Source organism: Winslowiella toletana, from assembly GCF_032164335.1.
Taxonomy (GTDB): Bacteria; Pseudomonadota; Gammaproteobacteria; order Enterobacterales; family Enterobacteriaceae; genus Erwinia; species Erwinia toletana_A.
The window spans coordinates 1,558,577-1,577,818 of record NZ_CP134152.1 but is presented as its reverse complement, the minus strand read 5'-3'; the positions used below and the strand labels follow the sequence as shown (position 1 = coordinate 1,577,818).

General features: G+C 53.7%; 13 protein-coding genes. 9 read left to right on the top strand and 4 right to left on the bottom strand.

Annotated features, from left to right (window positions below; translation table 11 throughout):
• Positions 1-56: 56 nt before the first annotated feature.
• The 5 genes from modF (at position 57) to gpmA (ending at position 5,992) form a co-directional block, all read left to right on the top strand.
• Complete coding sequence (modF, locus tag RIN69_RS07435) at positions 57-1,529, top strand: molybdate ABC transporter ATP-binding protein ModF (RefSeq protein ID WP_313856540.1); 1,473 nt, start codon at positions 57-59, stop codon at positions 1,527-1,529.
• Positions 1,530-1,765: 236 nt separating this feature from the next.
• Positions 1,766-2,818, top strand: a complete 1,053-nt coding sequence (gene galT, locus RIN69_RS07430; protein WP_313856538.1) for a galactose-1-phosphate uridylyltransferase — start codon at positions 1,766-1,768, stop codon at positions 2,816-2,818.
• Positions 2,815-3,963: a galactokinase gene (galK, locus tag RIN69_RS07425; protein WP_313856537.1), complete on the top strand. Its 1,149-nt coding sequence runs from the start codon at positions 2,815-2,817 to the stop codon at positions 3,961-3,963. Before galT ends, galK begins: the two co-directional genes overlap by 4 nt.
• Positions 3,957-5,006: a galactose-1-epimerase gene (gene galM, locus RIN69_RS07420; RefSeq protein WP_313856536.1), complete on the top strand. Its 1,050-nt coding sequence runs from the start codon at positions 3,957-3,959 to the stop codon at positions 5,004-5,006. The genes galK and galM overlap by 7 nt, the downstream gene beginning before the upstream one ends.
• A gap of 233 nt (positions 5,007-5,239) precedes the next feature.
• Complete coding sequence (gene gpmA, locus RIN69_RS07415; RefSeq protein ID WP_313856535.1) at positions 5,240-5,992, top strand: 2,3-diphosphoglycerate-dependent phosphoglycerate mutase; 753 nt, start codon at positions 5,240-5,242, stop codon at positions 5,990-5,992.
• Positions 5,993-6,079: 87 nt separating this feature from the next.
• Here gpmA and RIN69_RS07410 read toward each other — a convergent pair whose 3' ends face one another.
• Together RIN69_RS07410 and aroG are read right to left on the bottom strand one after the other, a co-directional pair.
• Complete coding sequence (locus RIN69_RS07410; protein ID WP_313856534.1) at positions 6,080-10,348, bottom strand: SET domain-containing protein; 4,269 nt, start codon at positions 10,346-10,348, stop codon at positions 6,080-6,082.
• Between the two features lie 591 nt (positions 10,349-10,939).
• Positions 10,940-11,992: a 3-deoxy-7-phosphoheptulonate synthase AroG gene (aroG, locus tag RIN69_RS07405; protein WP_313856533.1), complete on the bottom strand. Its 1,053-nt coding sequence runs from the start codon at positions 11,990-11,992 to the stop codon at positions 10,940-10,942.
• Between the two features lie 291 nt (positions 11,993-12,283).
• Here aroG and RIN69_RS07400 point away from each other — a divergent pair, with 291 nt between their 5' ends.
• The 4 genes from RIN69_RS07400 to zitB all read left to right on the top strand — a co-directional run bounded on the left by RIN69_RS07400 (position 12,284) and on the right by zitB (position 17,348).
• Positions 12,284-12,628 carry a YbgS-like family protein gene (locus RIN69_RS07400; protein WP_313856532.1) on the top strand — a complete coding sequence of 115 codons (345 nt, stop codon included), beginning with the start codon at positions 12,284-12,286 and terminating at the stop codon, positions 12,626-12,628.
• 94 nt (positions 12,629-12,722) lie between these two features.
• Positions 12,723-13,316, top strand: a complete 594-nt coding sequence (locus RIN69_RS07395) for a response regulator transcription factor (protein ID WP_313856530.1) — start codon at positions 12,723-12,725, stop codon at positions 13,314-13,316.
• Complete coding sequence (locus tag RIN69_RS07390) at positions 13,298-16,441, top strand: hybrid sensor histidine kinase/response regulator (protein WP_313856529.1); 3,144 nt, start codon at positions 13,298-13,300, stop codon at positions 16,439-16,441. The genes RIN69_RS07395 and RIN69_RS07390 overlap by 19 nt, the downstream gene beginning before the upstream one ends.
• Positions 16,416-17,348: a CDF family zinc transporter ZitB gene (gene zitB, locus RIN69_RS07385; RefSeq protein ID WP_313856527.1), complete on the top strand. Its 933-nt coding sequence runs from the start codon at positions 16,416-16,418 to the stop codon at positions 17,346-17,348. Before RIN69_RS07390 ends, zitB begins: the two co-directional genes overlap by 26 nt.
• A 4-nt stretch (positions 17,349-17,352) precedes the next feature.
• Here the strand turns inward: zitB and pnuC are convergent, their stop codons facing one another.
• Positions 17,353-18,069, bottom strand: a complete 717-nt coding sequence (gene pnuC / locus RIN69_RS07380) for a nicotinamide riboside transporter PnuC (protein WP_313856526.1) — start codon at positions 18,067-18,069, stop codon at positions 17,353-17,355.
• A gap of 22 nt (positions 18,070-18,091) precedes the next feature.
• Positions 18,092-19,153, bottom strand: a complete 1,062-nt coding sequence (nadA, locus tag RIN69_RS07375) for a quinolinate synthase NadA (RefSeq protein WP_313857631.1) — start codon at positions 19,151-19,153, stop codon at positions 18,092-18,094.
• Positions 19,154-19,242: the final 89 nt, after the last annotated feature.

The following is a 19,242-nucleotide window of genomic DNA, read 5'->3' as shown; positions in this document are numbered from 1 at the left end:
CATTGTGTCAGCCAGTGGTTAAAACCATTAATACAATGCATAAAATGGGATGTAAAATGGCTGTATTGCAAATTACGCAAGGCACGTTTCGTCTTAGCGATACCCGAATACTGACTCTCAACGATCTCGCCCTGCGCAGCGGCGAAAGCTGGGCTTTTGTTGGCGCTAACGGCAGCGGCAAATCCTCACTGGCGCGTGCGCTTTCTGGCGAACTGACCCAGCTGACCGGCACGCGTCAGTGCCAGTTTCAGCGCCCCGCCCGCCTTTCGCTGGAACAATTGCAAAAACTGGTGGAAGAAGAGTGGCAGCGCAACAATACCGATTTACTCAGCCCGGGTGAAGATGATACCGGCCGCACCACCGCGCAAATTATCCAGCATGAGGTAACGGATGCCGCCCGTGCGCAGCGGCTGGCGGCACAATTCGGTATCAGTCATCTGATGGAACGCCGGTTTAAATATCTCTCCACGGGTGAGACGCGCAAAACCCTGCTGTGTCAGGCGCTGATGGCGCAACCCGATCTGCTGATCCTCGATGAACCGTTTGATGGCCTTGACGTGCAGTCGCGCAGCAATCTGGCGACGCTGCTTGGCGAACTGCATCGGCAGGGGCTGACGCTGGTACTGGTATTGAACCGCTTTGATGATATTCCTGACTATGTTGAGCACGTTGGGGTACTGGCGGAATGTACCCTGACGCACCTTGGCGCGCGTCAGGAAATTCTCTCCGAGGCGCTGGTGGCGCAGCTGGCACACAGTGAAAAACTGGCGGGTATGGCGCTGCCGGAAGCCGATGATGCAAGCGTTACCCCCCCGCTGGCGGCCGATGCCTCGCTTATCGTGCTGAACGATGGCGTGGTGTCGTATAACGATCGCGCCATTCTGCACCACCTAAGCTGGGAAGTGAAACCGGGTCAGCACTGGCAGATTGTCGGGCCGAACGGTGCCGGAAAATCCACCCTGCTGAGCCTGGTCACCGGCGATCATCCCCAGGGTTACAGCAACGATCTGACGCTGTTTGGCATCCGGCGCGGCAGCGGCGAAACCATCTGGGATATCAAGCAACATATCGGTTATGTCAGCAGCAGTCTGCATCTCGATTACCGCGTCAGCTCCAGCGTGCGCAACGTGATCCTGTCCGGCTACTTTGATTCAATTGGGATTTATCAGGCAGTTTCCGATCGTCAGCAGCATCTGGCAACGCGCTGGCTGGCGCTGCTCGGCATGGATAAAGCCAGTGCCGATGCGCCATTCCACAGTCTGTCATGGGGTCAGCAACGGCTGGTGCTGATCGCGCGTGCGCTGGTCAAACATCCGGCGCTATTAATTCTTGATGAGCCGTTACAGGGGCTGGACCCGATTAACCGCCTGCTGGTTCGCCGCTTTATTGATGTGCTGATTGGCGAGGGGCAAACCCAGCTGCTGTTTGTCTCACATCATGCGGAGGATGCACCGCAGTGTATTACCCACCGCTTAACTTTTGTCCCCGAGGGTGAAATCTATCATTATCAGCAGGAAGCCCTGAGCTAACGGCTGATGGCAGACCGGTTAATCACCGGTCTGCAACCTGACAATGTAACCGCTACCACCACTCAGGCTATTTTCAACTCCTTCATGGTTAATCACCATCATCCAGACTGATAATTAAGATTATTAAGCTTGTGTAAACGATTCCATTTATTCAGACTTGATCACGCTTTCATCGGCCTGAATGTGCTACTTTTTACTCAGGCACTCTTGGCTTTATTCGGTTATCAGGATTGAAAATGGAAAAATTTAACCCGGTCGATCATCCGCATCGCCGTTACAACCCACTGTCTGACCAATGGGTATTGGTTTCTCCGCACCGTGCTAAACGTCCGTGGCAAGGCGCACAGGAAACGCCGTCGCAAGATAAATTACCGGCGCACGATCCTGACTGCTTTTTATGCCCGGGCAATACCCGTGTGACCGGCGATAAAAACCCGCACTATAGCCATACCTATGTGTTCACTAACGACTTTGCCGCACTGATGACCGACACCCCGGATGCGCCGCAAACCGACGACCTGCTGATGCGCTGCGAGAGCGCACGCGGCACCAGCCGGGTGATCTGCTTCTCGCCAGATCACAGCAAAACGCTGCCGGAATTGTCTCTGACGGCGCTGGAACAGGTGGTGCGTACCTGGCAGGAGCAAACCGCCGATCTCGGTCAGCACTATCCCTGGGTACAGGTGTTTGAAAACAAAGGCGCGGCAATGGGCTGCTCCAATCCGCATCCGCATGGTCAGGTCTGGGCCAACAGTTTTCTACCCAATGAAGTCAAACGTGAAGATGAGCTACAGCGCGCTTATTACCAGCAGCACGGCTCGCCGATGCTGGTGGATTACTGCGCGCGTGAATTAAATGACGGTAGCCGCACGGTGGTGGAAACCGAACACTGGCTGGCGGTAGTGCCGTGGTGGGCGGCATGGCCATTTGAAACCTTGCTGCTGCCGAAAGCCACCGTTAAACGACTGGTCGATCTGACGGATGCCCAGCGTCAGGATCTGGCGCTGGCGCTAAAAAAACTGACCAGCCGCTATGACAATCTGTTCCAGTGCTCCTTCCCCTACTCGATGGGCTGGCACGGCGCACCGTTTAATGGTGAAGAAAACACTCACTGGCAGCTGCATGCCCACTTCTATCCCCCGTTACTGCGCTCGGCGACCGTGCGTAAATTTATGGTCGGCTACGAAATGCTGGCTGAAACCCAGCGGGACTTAACGGCGGAACAGGCGGCAGAACGCCTGCGTTCTGTCAGCGATATTCATTTCCGCGAGACCGGAGCATCACAATGAGTTTACAAGCCGTTACCCAGCAGATTTTTAACGATAAGTTTGGCTATCAGCCAACCCATTTTATTCAGGCACCGGGCCGCGTGAACCTGATTGGCGAGCACACCGATTACAATGATGGTTTTGTGCTGCCTTGCGCCATTGATTATCAGACGGTGATCGCCTGCGCAAAGCGTGACGATCGCCAGGTGCGCGTTATCGCGGTGGACTACGACAATCAGCAGGATATCTTCTCGCTGGATGCGCCAATCGAAAGTATTCAGGACAAAATGTGGGCCAACTATGTGCGCGGTGTGGTGAAACATCTGCAACTGCGCAACAGCAACTTTGGCGGCGTTGATATGGTGATCAGCGGCAACGTGCCGCAGGGTGCCGGTCTCAGCTCGTCGGCCTCGCTGGAAGTGGCGGTCGGCACGGTATTACAGCAGCTTTACCAGTTGCCGATTGATGGCGCGCAGATCGCGCTGAATGGTCAGGAAGCCGAAAATCAGTTCGTCGGCTGTAACTGCGGCATTATGGATCAGTTAATTTCGGCGCTGGGCCAACAGGACCACGCAATGCTGCTCGACTGCCGCACGCTGGGTACTCGTCCGGTATCAATGCCGGAAGAGATCGCGGTGGTGATCATTAACTCTAACTTCCGCCGCAGCCTGGTCGGCAGTGAATACAATACCCGCCGCCAGCAGTGTGAAGCCGGCGCGCAATTCTTCGGTAAGTCTTCGCTGCGCGATGTCGATATCAGCGAATTTCACGCGGCTGAGCAGCAGCTTGATGCGGAAGTGGCAAAACGCGTGCGCCACGTGCTGACGGAAAATGCCCGCACGCTGGAGGCTGCCGATGCGCTAAGCCGTGGCGACCTGGCGCGCATGGGCGTGCTGATGGCCGAGTCCCATGCGTCGATGCGTGACGACTTCGAAATTACCGTGCCACCGATCGATATGATCGTCGATATCGTTAAAGAGGTGATTGGCGATCAAGGCGGCGTGCGTATGACCGGCGGCGGCTTCGGCGGCTGTGTGGTTGCGCTGATGCCTGTTGATCGGGTCGACAGCGTTAAAGCGGCGCTGGCCGAACAGTATCAGGCCAAATCGGGCATTCAAGAGACGGTGTATATCTGCAAAGCATCAGCAGGAGCCGGTCAATGCTAAATCAACCTCATTCGCTGGCGCCGGACGGCCAGCCGTGGCGTATTACCGTGCTGCGCAATCAAAACGGTATGGTGGTGACCTTTATGGACTGGGGAGCCACCTGGCTCTCGGCGCGCGTGCCGATGAAAGACGGCACGGTACGTGAGGCGCTGTTAGGTTGTGCCACGCCATCAGATTATCTGAATCAGGCGGCCTACCTCGGTGCCACCGTTGGCCGCTACGCTAACCGTATCGCCAACGCCACGCTGCAACAGGGCAATATCAGGCTGGCGGCTAATCAGGGCCAGCATCAGCTGCACGGCGGTCCGGAAGGGTTCGATAAGCGCCGCTGGCAGATCGTCAGCCAGAGTGAAACCGAAGTGCGTTACCGCATTGATTCGCCGGATGGCGATCAGGGTTTTCCCGGCAATCTGCTGGCCTCGGTATGCTATCGCCTCGATAACAATAACTGCCTGTCGATTGAATATCAGGCAACGGTCGACCAGCCCTGCCCGGTCAATCTGACCAACCACGCCTATTTTAATCTGGATGCGCAGCATGGCGATGCACGTCAGCATCGTCTGCAACTGTTGGCAGACTGCTATTTGCCGGTCGACAGTAACGGCATTCCGCTAACGGACGCCAACGGAACAAAATTAAAACCGGTGACCGGGAACAGTTTTGATTTTCGCCAGCCGAAAACCGTCGCCGCACAGTTTTTGCAGGATGAAGACCAGCGAGTGGTAAACGGTTACGATCATGCGTTTTTGCTCAATGCGCAGGGTGATGACAGCCAGCCAGCTGCCGAGCTATGGTCGGCTGACGGACAATTACAGCTGACGGTGCACACCACTGCCCCGGCGCTGCAGTTCTACTCCGGCAATTATCTTGACGGTACTCCCGCGCGTGGACAGGGCGAGTATGCCGCCTTCGACGGTATCGCACTGGAGAGTGAATTCCTGCCAGATTCGCCTAACCATGCTGAATGGCCCCAGGCCAGCTGCTGGTTGCAGCCAGGTGAACGCTGGCAGTCCGTGACGCGTTATACCCTGACTGCCGGTTAAATTCCGGATGAAAAACGCGCACTGCGTTCGTCTCAGGCTTACGCAGTGCGCAGATTTCAGCTATGGTAGAGAGATACAGGTTGTCAGAATGGCAATCATTACCCGGTGTTACTGCCGTTGCCGCCGCTGAATCATTGACTCCGGTCAATGAGAGAGACGAATCGGGCTGCAGCTTCGGCCGACATGGGTATAATCGCTTTCATAGAAATGTCAGATGATTAAGGAGTTAAGCTATGGCTGTAACTAAACTGGTTCTGGTACGTCACGGCGAAAGCCAGTGGAACAACGAAAACCGCTTCACCGGTTGGTATGATGTCGATCTGTCCGATAAAGGTCGTACTGAAGCCAAAGCAGCAGGCGAATTGCTGAAAAAAGAAGGCTTTGCTTTCGATTTTGCTTATACCTCCGTGCTGAAACGTGCCATCCACACCCTGTGGAACGTTCTTGACGAACTGGATCAGGCCTGGCTGCCAACTGAGAAATCATGGAAGCTGAATGAGCGTCACTACGGTGCGTTGCAGGGTCTGAACAAAGCTGAAACCGCTGAAAAATACGGTGACGAGCAGGTTAAGCAGTGGCGTCGTGGCTTTGCCATCACCCCACCAGAACTGACCCGTGAAGATGAGCGCTTCCCTGGCCACGATCCGCGTTATGCCAAACTGACTGACGCAGAACTGCCACTGACCGAAAGCCTGGCGCTGACCATCGATCGCGTAATTCCTTACTGGAATGAAACCATTCTGCCACGCATTAAAAGCGGTGAGCGCGTGATCGTTGCTGCACACGGTAACTCACTGCGTGCGCTGGTAAAATACCTCGATGATCTGAGCGAAGATGAAATTCTTGAGCTGAACATCCCGACCGGTGTTCCGCTGGTGTATGAGTTCGACGAGAACTTTAAACCGCTGAAACGTTATTACCTCGGTGATGCCGATGAGATTGCCGCGAAAGCCGCAGCCGTCGCTAACCAGGGCAAAGCGAAGTAATCATTCGCCGACCAGCGATAGCCGATCGGTTAAACCATCCGGTCGGCGCATAATAAAAAGCCCCATCATTTTTTGATGGGGCTTTTTTTATCTCCTGTCGTCAGGCTGTTCCAGCTTAATATTAAGTGCATCTTCAGGATGTGCTGCAACCACAGCCTGTTTCATCCGGCTAACGTTCTCTTGAATAATATCCTCTCCACCACCATTGCTGATAGCAGTTGCCAGGGCAAAATAGATATTTTCATTATCACTTATTTTAATTACGCTGTTCTTGCGGCCTTTTTTAGCCATAACATCGTAACGAATAATTCCCCTGTCACCCATTCGTTCTTTCAGATGATAAGCAATGCTGCCTTTAGGCACCGGACTATTTATGCCGTCAGGAGAAAATACCTGATAGCCGTTGTTCCAGTCATGAATGACAAAGTATTTCTGCTCTGAACGGGCAATGACGGTAAATTTATCGTTATCCACAGTTTTTTGCAGCAGATATTTTGGATTGTAATTGTCACCATAATCAACCAACAGCTGCTCATTCTCTTTGATTTCTCTGGTGGTATAATAAAATGGCAAAATATCATTGATATAACCGATTGCTAAGTTATTCTCACCCAGCGCCGGAAGCCCGCGCAGGCTGGCGGTATTAATCAACGCCAGTTTATTCGCATTTTGTAAACCACTGACCGATCCCTCAGTGTTGGTTCCCCAGAGATAAGTCAGCACCTTCTCAGAACCCATTTTTCGGTATTCGGTGGTCAGTGACTCATCCGTTGGATGCCAGACGCCACTGTAGCCGCCAATAAAGGTCGAGGCTGGAATCGTTCTCTTCGCCTGAACCTGCAAACCTACCTGCGGTTGCTGTTCATCATAGACAACTTTCAGATTATCTCTGGTAAATGCCGCCTGACTGGCACCATCGCTGTCGACCAGCGCTTGCGCTTGCGCACTAAACTTTTCCCATCGTTTAGTCCATTCCGTTCCCGGCCTGCCTTGCGGTTTGAAAGTGGGTTTGGCACTAACCGGAGAAGCGATCAGCTCTTTAGTCAGGCTACGGGACAGATCGTTGGCGTCAACCAACAGCGCTCGAAAGTCTGACCACTGACTTCTCAGCAACCGGTTATCCGTTACTATGCCGGAGTCAGGATCTGGCTTTATCGGTAACGGCAGCGAAGCGCTGAATTCTGGCTGAAGCGTTTCCCGCAGCGCATTAACGGTGACTCGGGCATGAGCGGCGATCTCTTTATTTGAAATCAGCCAGCTCATTTGTTGCTGTTCGCGCTGTTCAGCCAGCCGTCGCGCATAGCGCTGATTTTTATGCTGAATAACCAGGCCATCTTGATCGCTGTCGGTCTCTTCATCTGGCAACCGCGGGATATCTTCCAGCCAGCTGGCCTTTTCAGTCTCCAGCTTTTGTCGTAAAAAGTGAGGTTCGATACCGGCGTAGGTGGCAATATCCTTGATGCTTACCAGCATCGCTTTCGGGGGTTCATCACGTTGCTGAAGCAGGCGTCGCGCAAACAAAATGCTTTTTTGCTGCCAGCTTTCGAAGTCATCCGTCGGCGCGGCAGACTCTTCTGTTAATCTCGGGTGGCTGTGCAACCACAATTTATTCCGTTCGCGCAGGGTGACCATCACCGATTGCAATGTCGCCCTGGCAAAACTGGTGATGCTGTTTTTGTCGACCGTCCCGCTCACCAGCGTTCCGTCAGCCAGCTGCTCTTCACGTAAGCCGAGCAAACGCACAGCATAAGCGGTGTCACCTTCACCCTGCTGGCGCGGATAGTTTCGTAACCATTGCTTTTCTTCGTCCCGCAGTGTTCGCTTCTCCAGCCACAGTTCGCTTAGCCGATTTGACAAGGTAAACTCATCGACGCCCGCCATCTTAGCAATATCGGCAAACTTCATGACAGTGAGCGAATCGTCGTACACGCGCACGGCATAATCGAGTGCCGTTTCTCCGGGTTCCTGGTGAATAACAATCTGTTGCTCCCAGTTTCTCATCGCCGCTTTATTGATTTTTTTTCTCCCCCACTTGCTTCCGCCGCTCTGACTCTCCTCTGCGCCAGTCTCTATACCCTGCTGCGCCGGGCGTTTAATCTGACTGATGGGTGGTTGCGGTTGCCGGGGAGGAAGCTGATGTAAACTGCTGAGGAGTGTCTGGCGATCGATCCCGGTATGAAAGGCAATTGCATTGTCAGAGGGGCGATTAGGTGGGTAGTTAAACAGACGGCGGGCATAGTCGACCTTGCTTTCATTATCTCGCTGCGGATGAAGCGCCAGCCAGCTCTTCTCGCCGTCAGTGATCCACGACGGGCCGGCACAAGATTCTTCATCAGCCCGCTTACTTCGCTGGCACAAACGCTTTTCCACCAGCTCATAAACTTCCTCATCGCGCTGATAACGAAATAACCACTCACTATCCGTCCCGTCGTTATTCTCCAGCGGCAAAGTGAACAGGTCAGGATTAACTTCATTCTGCTTAACCGCAATATATTGCGCCGCCCCCTGCTTATCGCTGCCTGTATGGATAAAAATCTCACCGCGACTGCGGTAGGTAAGCTGGTATCCCGGCAGCGCATAGCTGGCAGAGAAAGGGTTATCGGGCTGCACTTTCAGCGCATCTGGCACATCGGCAAATGCCTTGTGCTCCAGCGCGGCAAATTGCCATTGCTGCTGATTCTCATCGAAGTGGAAACGCATATCGTCCGCGCCCGCCTGCTCAGGATGATAACGGGCCGGATGTTCGGTCGGCACCAGCGCCAGATAGCTCATGTCACCCTCTGCTTCAGCGCGCCAGCGCAACAGGTAGCGGTGCTCCAGATTGTACAATCCCGGCCTGCCAGCAACCGGCGTCAGCGCCTGCGGGGCAACATCCTTGCGCAACCAGCCGGCATCAATTTTTCCTTCGGCCGCGGTTAGCTGGCTGAAGGGTGAAGTGACGATATCCCATCTGCTGGTCGACGGCTGCCATTTTAATACTGGCAGCTGAGGCGAAGGTGCATCTTCACTGCCTCTGACAGTGAAAAAATCGCCTTCGGGCCAGCCCTCGATATAATCGATTTTTGCACTTCCTGGATTGTCAGCCTGCGACCGGACTTCCAGATAATATTTTCCCTGCTGTGTTTGCCATACTCTGCGCTCCGAGCCGGAGCGGGTGGTCAGCACCCCCTGCCGTCCAGGTTCGGCAGTCATTGCTGCTTCGGGTATCACCGCCAGGCTGCGGGCATGCAGGTGTGTGTTACCGGCATAGAATGGCGCCCATTGCTGAGTATGCTGATTAAAATAAATTTTTTGCCCGTCCGACAGTCGCATAGTGCCGTCATCAAGCGAGGGAGTAACCGCAAAATAGCCATCGCTGTTTTTTACAAAGAAGCCCGGGGTTGAACTCTGAGTGAAACGATACTCCCCAGGCATGTTTTCGATCCGCCATTTATTATTCCGTGGATTACGCGTTGCCATGCGCCCTGTCACGGCAGAGCTTCCCACTGGCACCGCCGTAGCGAGCTGCCCTCCTTGTGGAAACAGATGCCAGCGCATCCCGGCAATCTTAGTTTGCAGCACCGATTGTAGCGTCAGCCCGCTTGTTGAATGGGTAATCAGCGTCCCGGGCAACGCCAGCACCGGTTTTATCGCCGGCGTCAATCTGAAGCGAAATGCCTTACCCGCCGCCATTTCCGGTGGCATAACCACATTCGATGCCAGTCTTAGCCATCGCTCGCCACTGGATTCTCCTGGCTCAGGATCGAGAATTTCCCCCCTGAACAATTCACCAAGCGTTTGCGAAAATTTGCCTAATAGCGCCATGGTTCCCGAGGCCAGAAAATGTGCCCGGCTACCCGACTGGTGACCCTGCAAAAATAATGCGTAACTGTTTTTGTTCTGTTTCTCCCCCCAGCCAACCATACGCGCACCGACGCTGCCATCGGCCAGTCGCTGATCTCTGAGTGACACCTGATACAGCATTATTCGCGTTTTCATCTCATCGGCATGCGCCCGCTCCTGTCGGGAATTTTCAGCAGCAGGAGGCGTGATAAAAATAATCTCTGTTCCTGAAAGACTGGCCATCAGCTGTTGCCGCTGATTTTTATCCAGCGACAGATTAGTACGTAGCAGAAACTCATCCAACTGCTGACTCAAGCGATCGGTGTCAATATTTTTCGGCAAGCTGCCAGGCCTCCCGGCAACGTCAGCTGGCTTGCCCGATGCCGAATACTGCTGCGCTTGTGCTGGTGCCCAGGGCAGAAGATGCTGCATGACCCGGTTAACGGCGTTATCGACGCGGTGCAGCATTCCAGAATCCTTCGTATGCGCACTCAACAGGGCAAGTACGCCAGCTCGCGTGATCTTCTTTGCCATTCCCTCACCCCTCGGTGAAGATAGCGCGGGAAGCGAGGAAATATCTCTGATTACTGGCAAAATTCCTTGTCCGGGTGATACCGGCTGCAGGCGACTCAGTTCCTGCCACATTTTCTCACACTGCTTATTCGCTTTATCTGAAAGCGATGTGCTGATATTTCTGATCTCATGACAGCGAAAACTAAATAGTGAATCGTGATCATTACCAATAGCTAAATTATTAAACATACGAACAATATCATTTATTATTACTGGCATAAGCGCATTCCATTGCTGATATCACATTAAAGGGAGAATCACGCACTGCGAGAAAGATAAAATCTGATTAATTCTTACATCAACAATAATGAAAAGTTTTTATTTTCACTTCTGAAAAACGCTGACGACCCTTATAAAAATTTAATATTATTTAATAATAAAAACATTAATTAACTATTGTTATTTTTTAGATTTCAAAAATATTAATTCACGCTATGATGATTTAATTAATTCCTTTTGTACTGTTAGCGACATTTGTCGCAGTTCAGGTTAGCGCGAAGAAAAAAATCCGCCGAAAGGCGGATTTATCATGCTGTTTTCTGCTGCCGAAAATTAGCCGCGACGCGCTTTCACCGCCGCCGCCAGCTGGCGCAGAACCGTTTCGGTATCTTCCCAGCCAATGCAGGCATCAGTCACGCTTTTACCGTAGACCAGCGGTTCGCCGCTCTCCAGATTCTGATTGCCTTCCACCAGGTGGCTTTCAATCATCACGCCCATAATCGCCTGCTCACCACCGGCAATCTGTCCGGCAACATCCTCTGCCACCACCATCTGCTTCTGGAACTGTTTGCTGCTGTTGGCATGGCTGAAGTCGATCATCACCTGCGCCGGCAGCCCGGCTTTTTCCAGCCCGGTTTTAACCGCGCTGACATGATGCGCGCTGTAGTTTGGCTCTTTACCACCGCGCAAAATGATATGACAGTCGCTGTTACCACTGGTTTCGACAATCGCTGAATGACCGTACTTGGTCACTGACAGGAAGCAGTGCGGCGCGCTGGCGGCATTGATTGCATCAATCGCCACTTTAATTGTGCCATCGGTACCGTTTTTAAAACCTACCGGGCAGGACAAACCGGATGACAGTTCACGGTGCACCTGTGATTCGGTGGTGCGCGCGCCAATCGCGCCCCAGCTCATCAGATCGGCCATATACTGTGGGGTGATCATATCAAGGAACTCACCGGCGGCAGGCAGACCACTGTTATTGATATCCAACAACAGCTTACGCGCAATGCGCAGCCCGTCATTAATCTGGTAGCTGCTATCCATATGCGGATCGTTGATCAGCCCTTTCCAACCAACCGTCGTGCGCGGCTTTTCAAAATAGACGCGCATCACGACTTCAAGGCTGTCGCTCAACTCTTCACGCAGTTTCAGCAGGCGTGCACCATACTCTTTTGCTGCTTCGGTATCGTGGATCGAACAAGGCCCAATCACCACCAGCAAACGATCGTCTTTATTTTTAAGAATATTGTGAATTGCCTGACGAGCGCGGGAGACGGTTTCAGCGGCTTTTTCCGTAGCCGGAAATTTTTCAAGCAGTGCAACAGGAGGAAGTAGTTCTTTTATCTCTTTGATTCGTAAGTCATCATTCTGGTAATTCATAACTTTTCCATTAAATTCTTTGCCCAATGCGCATCGGGCTAACCCGACCAATTTATCCCGTAGAAACTGTGGTGTAAATCGACTCTGCGGTTTTTTGCATCATAACCGATTTGCGTTTTAAGCCTGCTTTACTACACTTTTAAGCGTAAACACTTAAAAAGATCGCATTCACACCACAATTGTTTGAATTGTGGTCTAAAGTCGCGATTTTATTTTGTCGATATGATTTTTTAACAGTTTACACGCCGTATCGGGTTGAGCTCGGCCACCAATAAAATTAACAGGAGCAAAATGATGAAGAAGTTCGCAATCGTTTTTTTAACCGCCGCCATGACTTTGGGTAGTGGTGCAGCAATGGCCGCCAGCAACAACGGTACTGCTAATCAGGCCGCAGATGCGGGTGCAGCAGCAGGCGGCGCAAAACAGAATTTGCAACCGAACAATGTTGATAACAGCCAAATCAACACCGGCAGCGGTACTTCCAGCACCGCAACCGACAGCAGCAATATGACTGCTGATGAGATTCATAAAAACGCCCAGTGCAAAGACGGTAAATGCCCCGACGTTAATAAAAAAGTGGAAACTAAAGTGGGTGGCGGTGACGTTAACACCAAAACCGACGGCACCACGCAGTAATCACTAACAGGAGAGCTTCGGCTCTCCTTTGATTTTGTTGCATCCCTCCCCCGCTCCGCTATGCTGAACGCCTTGATTACATTCGGATCTCATCATGGCCACTCTGCTGTTAATCGACGATCATCCACTGGTACAGGTGGCGCTCGAAGCTGCCCTGACGCGCTCGCCGATTCCGCTTCAGCTTTTTGCCGTCAGTAGCGAACAACAGGCACGCGACTCTTTGCGCGATCGCCCGGTTGATTTAATCATTCTCGATATTGGCTTGCCCGACAGCGACGGGCTGGAACTGCTTAAGCGGCTGAAACACCGTGATGAACATCAGGCAGTGTTGATCTACTCCGCTCAGGAGGAGCAGCTGTATATCCGCATGGCGCAAGCGGCGGGTGCGGCCGGTTATATTGCCAAACGTCAGCCGATGGAAAAGCTACTGGCCGCCATTCTGGCAATCCTTGGCGGGCAGCAGGCGTTTCCCGATCTCAGCGAGTCGGGCAATACAGCTACCGCCAGTCTGACCAGCAAAGAGATGCAAATTCTTGCGCTGCTGGCACGCGGGCTTTCTAACCTGCAAATTGCTGAGCAATTGCATATCAGCAATAAAACCGTCAGCACCCATAAAAAGAATATTCTGGATAAAACCGGTGCCAGCTCGGTGGTCGACCTCGCCGCGATATGGAAAGCGCAGCAGTGAAGTGGCTGCGCATGCTGGCGCTGTTCTGCCTGTTGGTCAGTGCCAGTGCACCGGCGGCGTATCACGCTATCAGCAGCGTTTCGCTACCCGGCGGAATGATGCCCACCGCGGAACTGCGTCCGTGGCAAGGTAAACGCTTACGCGTCGGTATTCTTGATGACCACAGCACGCCGTGGAATATCGCCGTCGGTAACGATTTGTATGGCATTAACGCCGACTATCTGGCGTTGCTGAGCCACAGCAGCGGATTACAGTTTGAAATTGTCGGCTACCCAGACTGGCCGGCGATGCTTGCGGCATTGCAACAGGGCCAGCTCGACCTGCTGTTCGGCATACCGCAATATCCGTTACCTGCCGGACTGTATGCGACTCAGCCATGGTACAGCAGCCCACTGCGTATCTATCGCAACCGCAACAATCAGCGGCCAGTAATGTTTAATACCCAGGGTGTCCGCATCGCCATTGGTAAACAGACGCTGCAACGGGTTAATGTCGATTTTGCCCGTCAGCATCAGTGGCTGACGCTCGACAGCGATTTGCAGGCGCTTTACACCCTGCTTAATCAGCAAACTGACTATGTGGTGGCCGATGAGACCAGCGCCGGATTCTTGCTCAATCAGCTGCAACAGGGGCAAATCTATCAGCTGGAATCGCCGATGGATCCCGGTCAGCTGAATTTACTGGCGGTCAGCGGTGACAGTGCACTGACGGCGGCACTCGACAGTTTCTTAAGCCAGCTGCCAATGGATGTGGTCAACGAGATTCAGGGCCGCTGGAACAGCCAGCTGCCGCGCTATTTCGATACCAATACCGCCCGTCTGACCACGCTGGAACGTCAGTGGATCGAACAACATCCGGTGATTGACTATGCGGCGCTGGCCGACGACTATCCGTGGAGCTATCGCACCGCCAACGGCACGGCCAGCGGCTACAGCGTCGAGTTACTTAATGCCATCGGTCAGAATACCGGGCTGCGCTTTCAGCCGCGCTGGGTAGACAACAGCCAACAGGCCAAAAGCCTGCTGAAACAGCCGCGTCCAATGCTGCAACTGATGCTGCCGCTAACCGGCAATGACAATATGCAGGGAAACTCGCTGCCGGTATGGCGCGCGCTGTGGGGCGTTTATACCGCCAATTCGCCGCGCAGCATTCTCAGCTGGCAGGATTTATCGGGCATGCGCATCGGCGTCAGGCGCGGCGATATCGCGGCTGAGCTGGTTCCCAGTGGGCTGAATGTGATTCCGTTCGACAACAGTAAAGCATTGTATGACGCGCTGGCTAATGGCCAGCTGGATGCACTGGTGGATAATGTTCTGTCGGCGCGCTGGCTGATTCAGGCGCGCTACAATGACGTGATTCATCTGGCGTTTGCCGCCAGTGATACCGCCTGGCCGATTGCCATGGGGATCAGCGCCGGGCAGCCGCTGCTGCGTTCGATACTGAATAAGGGTCTGCAACAGATTCCACCTGAAACCCAGCAGCGCATGCGCGAGAACTGGAGTAATAATCCTCAACTGGCGAACGGTGACAGCGGTAATATGCGGCCAGTCTCGCTATTTTTGTTTATCGCCGCGCTGTTCGCGATTGCTTTTCTGCTGATTCTGCTGCTGCGCCGCTATATCCAGCAGCGGCGCGAACTGCGCCAGCGTCGTCAACTGGAGCAGCAGCGTGAAGAAGCGCTGCGCGCCAACCAGATGAAAAGTCAGTTTCTGGCGACCGTCAGCCACGAGCTGCGCACACCGATGCAGGCGATACTTGGCCTGCTGGAAGTGGAGCTGGCGAAACAGCCGCAGGCCGTTAATCTGACGGTGATCCACAGCAGCGCGGCTTCGCTGATGACCTTGCTGAACGATCTGCAGGATCACGCGAAGATCGAAAGTAATACCTTTACGCTGCACCCGCGCGCGGTGGACCTGCAACAGTGGCTGGCACAGCTAAATGATTTTTATCACCCGTTACTGCGTGACGATGGCCCGGAGTTACAGATTGCGGCGCTGACGCCGCTACCGCAAACCGTGATGCTGGACTGTGAGCGCTTGCAGCAGATCGCCAATAACCTGATGAGCAATGCGATTAAATTTACCCGTCACGGCACTATCCGCCTGACGCTGGCGCAAACTGACGCTGCACAGCTCTGTTTGCAGGTCAGCGACAACGGCAGCGGTATTGCGGCGGATGAGCAGTCGCGGCTGTTTGAGCCCTGGTATCAGACGCCGTCCGGTAAAGCACTGTCGGTACAGGGAAGTGGTTTAGGTTTATCCATCTGTCGCGAGATTATCAGCCGTATGGGCGGCAGCATCGAACTGCACTCGCTGCAGGGCGAGGGAACCACCGTCACGGTGTGGCTGCCGCTGATCAGCGTCGAGGCTGATAGTTTATCGATCGCGCCACCAGCCGCGGCTGAGAGCGCTAATCCGCCGCTTAACCAGCTGCGGGTCGCCATCGTAGACGACCATCCGACGAATCTGCTGGTGATGCAGCAACAGCTGGCGCATTTTGGCGTAAACGCGATCACCTTCGACAACGGTACAGAACTGCTGCGGGCCAGCAATTCACCGCCGTTTGATCTGGTGTTTATCGACTACAGTATGCCGCGCCCTGATGGCAACACGGTAGCGCGTATTTTGCGCCGTCGCTATCGTCATCATCCGCAGCCACCGACGCTGGTACTCTGTTCTGCTGATGCGCAGTCGGCTGCCCTCACCTTTGCCGATGCCTTTCTGTTAAAACCGGTGTCGCTGGCGGATATTGCCGCGCTGTTGCACCAGCACGCTCGGCAGCCATTCGACGACCTTGATGCACGTATACAGCGGCTGGCTAACCATCAGCCACACTTTGTGCCGCGTATTGTTGATACCTTACGTGCGGCGCTGCGCGACGACAGCCAGGCACTGGCGGCGGCAATCCGCCAGCAACAGTGGCAAGAAACAGAGCAGATCGCTCACCGTATTAAAGGCAGCTGGCTGCTGCTGGGCTATCAGCAGGGGGAAGCGCTTTGTCAGCAGATTATTGAACAGGCGAAACAGCATGCCATCTGCGTGCCGGAATGGAATTTGTTGATATCATTAACTGAGAAATTACTGAAAAAACTGGAAGATTATGGCGCATCAACACAATCACACTGAAGGCGGTGGTAATCGTAACCGGTTACTGGCTGCATTTATCGTTACTGCGGTTTTTATGGTGGTCGAAGTGGCAGGCGGACTGCTCTCCGGTTCACTGGCGCTGCTGGCGGATGCCGGACATATGCTGACCGATACGGCAGCGTTGCTGGTCGCGCTGATGGCGATGCACTTTGCCCAACGTAAACCGAATGCGCGCCACACCTTTGGCCTGTTGCGCCTCACCACGCTGGCCGCTTTTGTAAATGCGCTGGCGCTGCTGGTGATTACTGTACTGATAGTCTGGGAAGCGATACGTCGGTTTTATCAGCCGGAGCCGGTAGCCGGTGGACTGATGCTGGGGGTCGCGGTGGCGGGCCTGCTGGCGAATATTCTGTCGTTCTGGCTATTGCATCGTGGCAGTGAAGAGAAAAATCTTAACGTGCGGGCTGCGGCACTGCATGTGCTTGGCGATTTGCTCGGCTCGGTCGGCGCGATCGTTGCCGCGCTGATTATTATGTCCACCGGCTGGACGCCCATCGATCCGATTCTGTCGATTCTGGTTTCGGCGCTGGTTCTGCGTAGCGCCTGGTCACTGCTGAAAGAGAGTTTTCACGAGCTACTCGAAGGGTCACCCAGTTCAGTCAATGCCGATAAGCTGAAACGCGATTTAACCCTGAGTATTGCAGAAGTGCGCAATGTGCATCATGTGCATATCTGGCAGGTGGGAGAAAAACCGGTAATGACGCTGCACGTTCAGGTGATTCCGCCTCACGATCACGATGCGCTGTTACATCGTATTCATGATTATCTGCACCGTAATTATCAGATCGATCACGCCACGGTGCAGATGGAGTATCAGCCCTGTGGCGGTGACGACTGTGATTTAGGCCATTCCGGCCAGCCGCACACCCACCACCACCAGCACTAAGGTATCAGGAGAGCGCGCGCGAACCATTTTCACGCGCGCTGCGCATCCACAGCCAACAGCCGTTCAGCGCAATCAAGGTTAACAGCGCATATTCCAGCGACATCGCATAGACTCCCTGACGGGCAAAGATGCTGACGCTGATTACATTGATAATCACCCACAGCAGCCAGTTCTCGACGTATTTACGCGTCATCAGAATCATCGCCACAATCGACAGCACCATCATGCACGAATCCCAGAATGGGAAGGCATCCGGTTGCAATTCCGGCATTGCCACACTGAAGCCCAGCGCCTGCATCATCTCAACCGCGATTCGCGTCAGGAAAGCGAACACCGGATCGATAAAGCGGGTCATCAAAGCAATCGCCACCACGCTGGCAACGCCCCAACCAATCGCTTTTGGCAATGACAGCCAGCGGATCTTCAGCTGGGCCTGATGATCGGCGTTCTGACGACTCCAGGCGTACCAGCCATAAATATTGGCGGCAAAAAAGAACAGCTGCAGTAACAGGCTGGCATAAAGCTGAATCTGGAAGAAAATTACCGCAAACAGTGAAACGTTGATCAGGCCAAACAGGTAATTAATGATCTTCTCTTTACTCGCCAGCCAGATACACAACAGGCCAGCGAGCGTTCCGATAGCTTCAATCCATGACAGATCGTAACCACCTGCTCCAATTGGGATATGAACCAAAATATTCTGCGTGCTAAAAAAATCCATACTGGCACCTTATGGCGGGATATCAGGCGTTGCCCTTTACCTTGAGTTTGAGATCTGCAGCAAAAGATAGCATACGATTCAACGGGATCAATGCCGCCTGGCGTAAAGCCTCATCAACATGAATTTCATGCTGACTGCCACCCTGCTCCAGTCCGTCGGCAATCGCCTTTAATCCGTTCATCGCCATCCACGGACAGTGCGCGCAAGTGCGGCAACTGGCACCTTCGCCAGCGGTCGGCGCTTCCAGCAGCTCTTTATCCGGACACGCCTGCTGCATTTTGTAGAAAATACCGCGGTCGGTCGCCACAATCATCTGCGGATGCGGCAGATTTTGCGCCGCCTGAATCAGCTGACTGGTCGATCCCACCGCATCCGCCAGATCGACAATCGCCTGTGGTGACTCCGGGTGCACCAGCACCGCAGCCTGCGGATAAAGCGCTTTCATCCGCTGCAACGCCTGGGTTTTAAATTCATCGTGCACAATACAGGCCCCCTGCCAGCACAGCACATCAGCATTGGTTTGCCTGGTGACATAGCGTCCAAGATGGCGATCCGGCGCCCAGATGATCTTCTCACCCAGACTGTCGAGATGTTCAATCAGCTCAACCGCGATGCTGGAGGTCACCACCCAGTCGGCGCGTGCCTTAACTGCCGCAGAGGTGTTGGCATACACCACCACGGTACGATCCGGATGGCTGTCGCAAAACTGATTAAATTCTTCAATTGGGCAGCCGAGGTCCAGCGAGCACTCCGCCTGCAAAGTCGGCATCAACACGGTCTTTTCCGGGCTAAGAATCTTCGCTGTTTCGCCCATAAATCGCACGCCCGCAACCAGCAGCGTCGATGCTGAATGGTTGCTGCCAAAGCGCGCCATCTCCAGCGAATCGGAAATGCAGCCGCCGGTCTCTTCCGCCAGCGCCTGAATTTCCGGGTCGGTATAATAATGCGCCACCATCACCGCGTTGCGCTCTTTCAGCAGACGCTTAATCTTTTCCCGGTAATAATGTTTTTCATCGGCAGACAATCGCGCCGGTTTTGGCGGAAATGGATACACTGCGGTTTCCGGATCGAACATCAAGCTCATATCACCCATCTCGTTTCTTCGACTTAACGTATTAAGCCAAATTTCAGCATTCAATCCGGCATTAAGCGCCAGATGTTTTATATGCTAAA

Excerpts from the sequence above, each read along its gene's own strand:
- modF (WP_313856540.1), top strand. The coding sequence starts at position 57 with ATGGCTGTATTGCAAATTACGCAAGGCACGTTTCGTCTTAGCGATACC.
- galT (WP_313856538.1), top strand. The coding sequence starts at position 1,766 with ATGGAAAAATTTAACCCGGTCGATCATCCGCATCGCCGTTACAACCCA.
- galK (WP_313856537.1), top strand. The coding sequence starts at position 2,815 with ATGAGTTTACAAGCCGTTACCCAGCAGATTTTTAACGATAAGTTTGGC.
- galM (WP_313856536.1), top strand. The coding sequence starts at position 3,957 with ATGCTAAATCAACCTCATTCGCTGGCGCCGGACGGCCAGCCGTGGCGT.
- gpmA (WP_313856535.1), top strand. The coding sequence starts at position 5,240 with ATGGCTGTAACTAAACTGGTTCTGGTACGTCACGGCGAAAGCCAGTGG.
- RIN69_RS07410 (WP_313856534.1), bottom strand. The coding sequence starts at position 10,348 with ATGGCAAAGAAGATCACGCGAGCTGGCGTACTTGCCCTGTTGAGTGCG.
- aroG (WP_313856533.1), bottom strand. The coding sequence starts at position 11,992 with ATGAATTACCAGAATGATGACTTACGAATCAAAGAGATAAAAGAACTA.
- RIN69_RS07400 (WP_313856532.1), top strand. The coding sequence starts at position 12,284 with ATGATGAAGAAGTTCGCAATCGTTTTTTTAACCGCCGCCATGACTTTG.
- RIN69_RS07395 (WP_313856530.1), top strand. The coding sequence starts at position 12,723 with ATGGCCACTCTGCTGTTAATCGACGATCATCCACTGGTACAGGTGGCG.
- RIN69_RS07390 (WP_313856529.1), top strand. The coding sequence starts at position 13,298 with ATGGAAAGCGCAGCAGTGAAGTGGCTGCGCATGCTGGCGCTGTTCTGC.
- zitB (WP_313856527.1), top strand. The coding sequence starts at position 16,416 with ATGGCGCATCAACACAATCACACTGAAGGCGGTGGTAATCGTAACCGG.
- pnuC (WP_313856526.1), bottom strand. The coding sequence starts at position 18,069 with ATGGATTTTTTTAGCACGCAGAATATTTTGGTTCATATCCCAATTGGA.
- nadA (WP_313857631.1), bottom strand. The coding sequence starts at position 19,153 with ATGAGCTTGATGTTCGATCCGGAAACCGCAGTGTATCCATTTCCGCCA.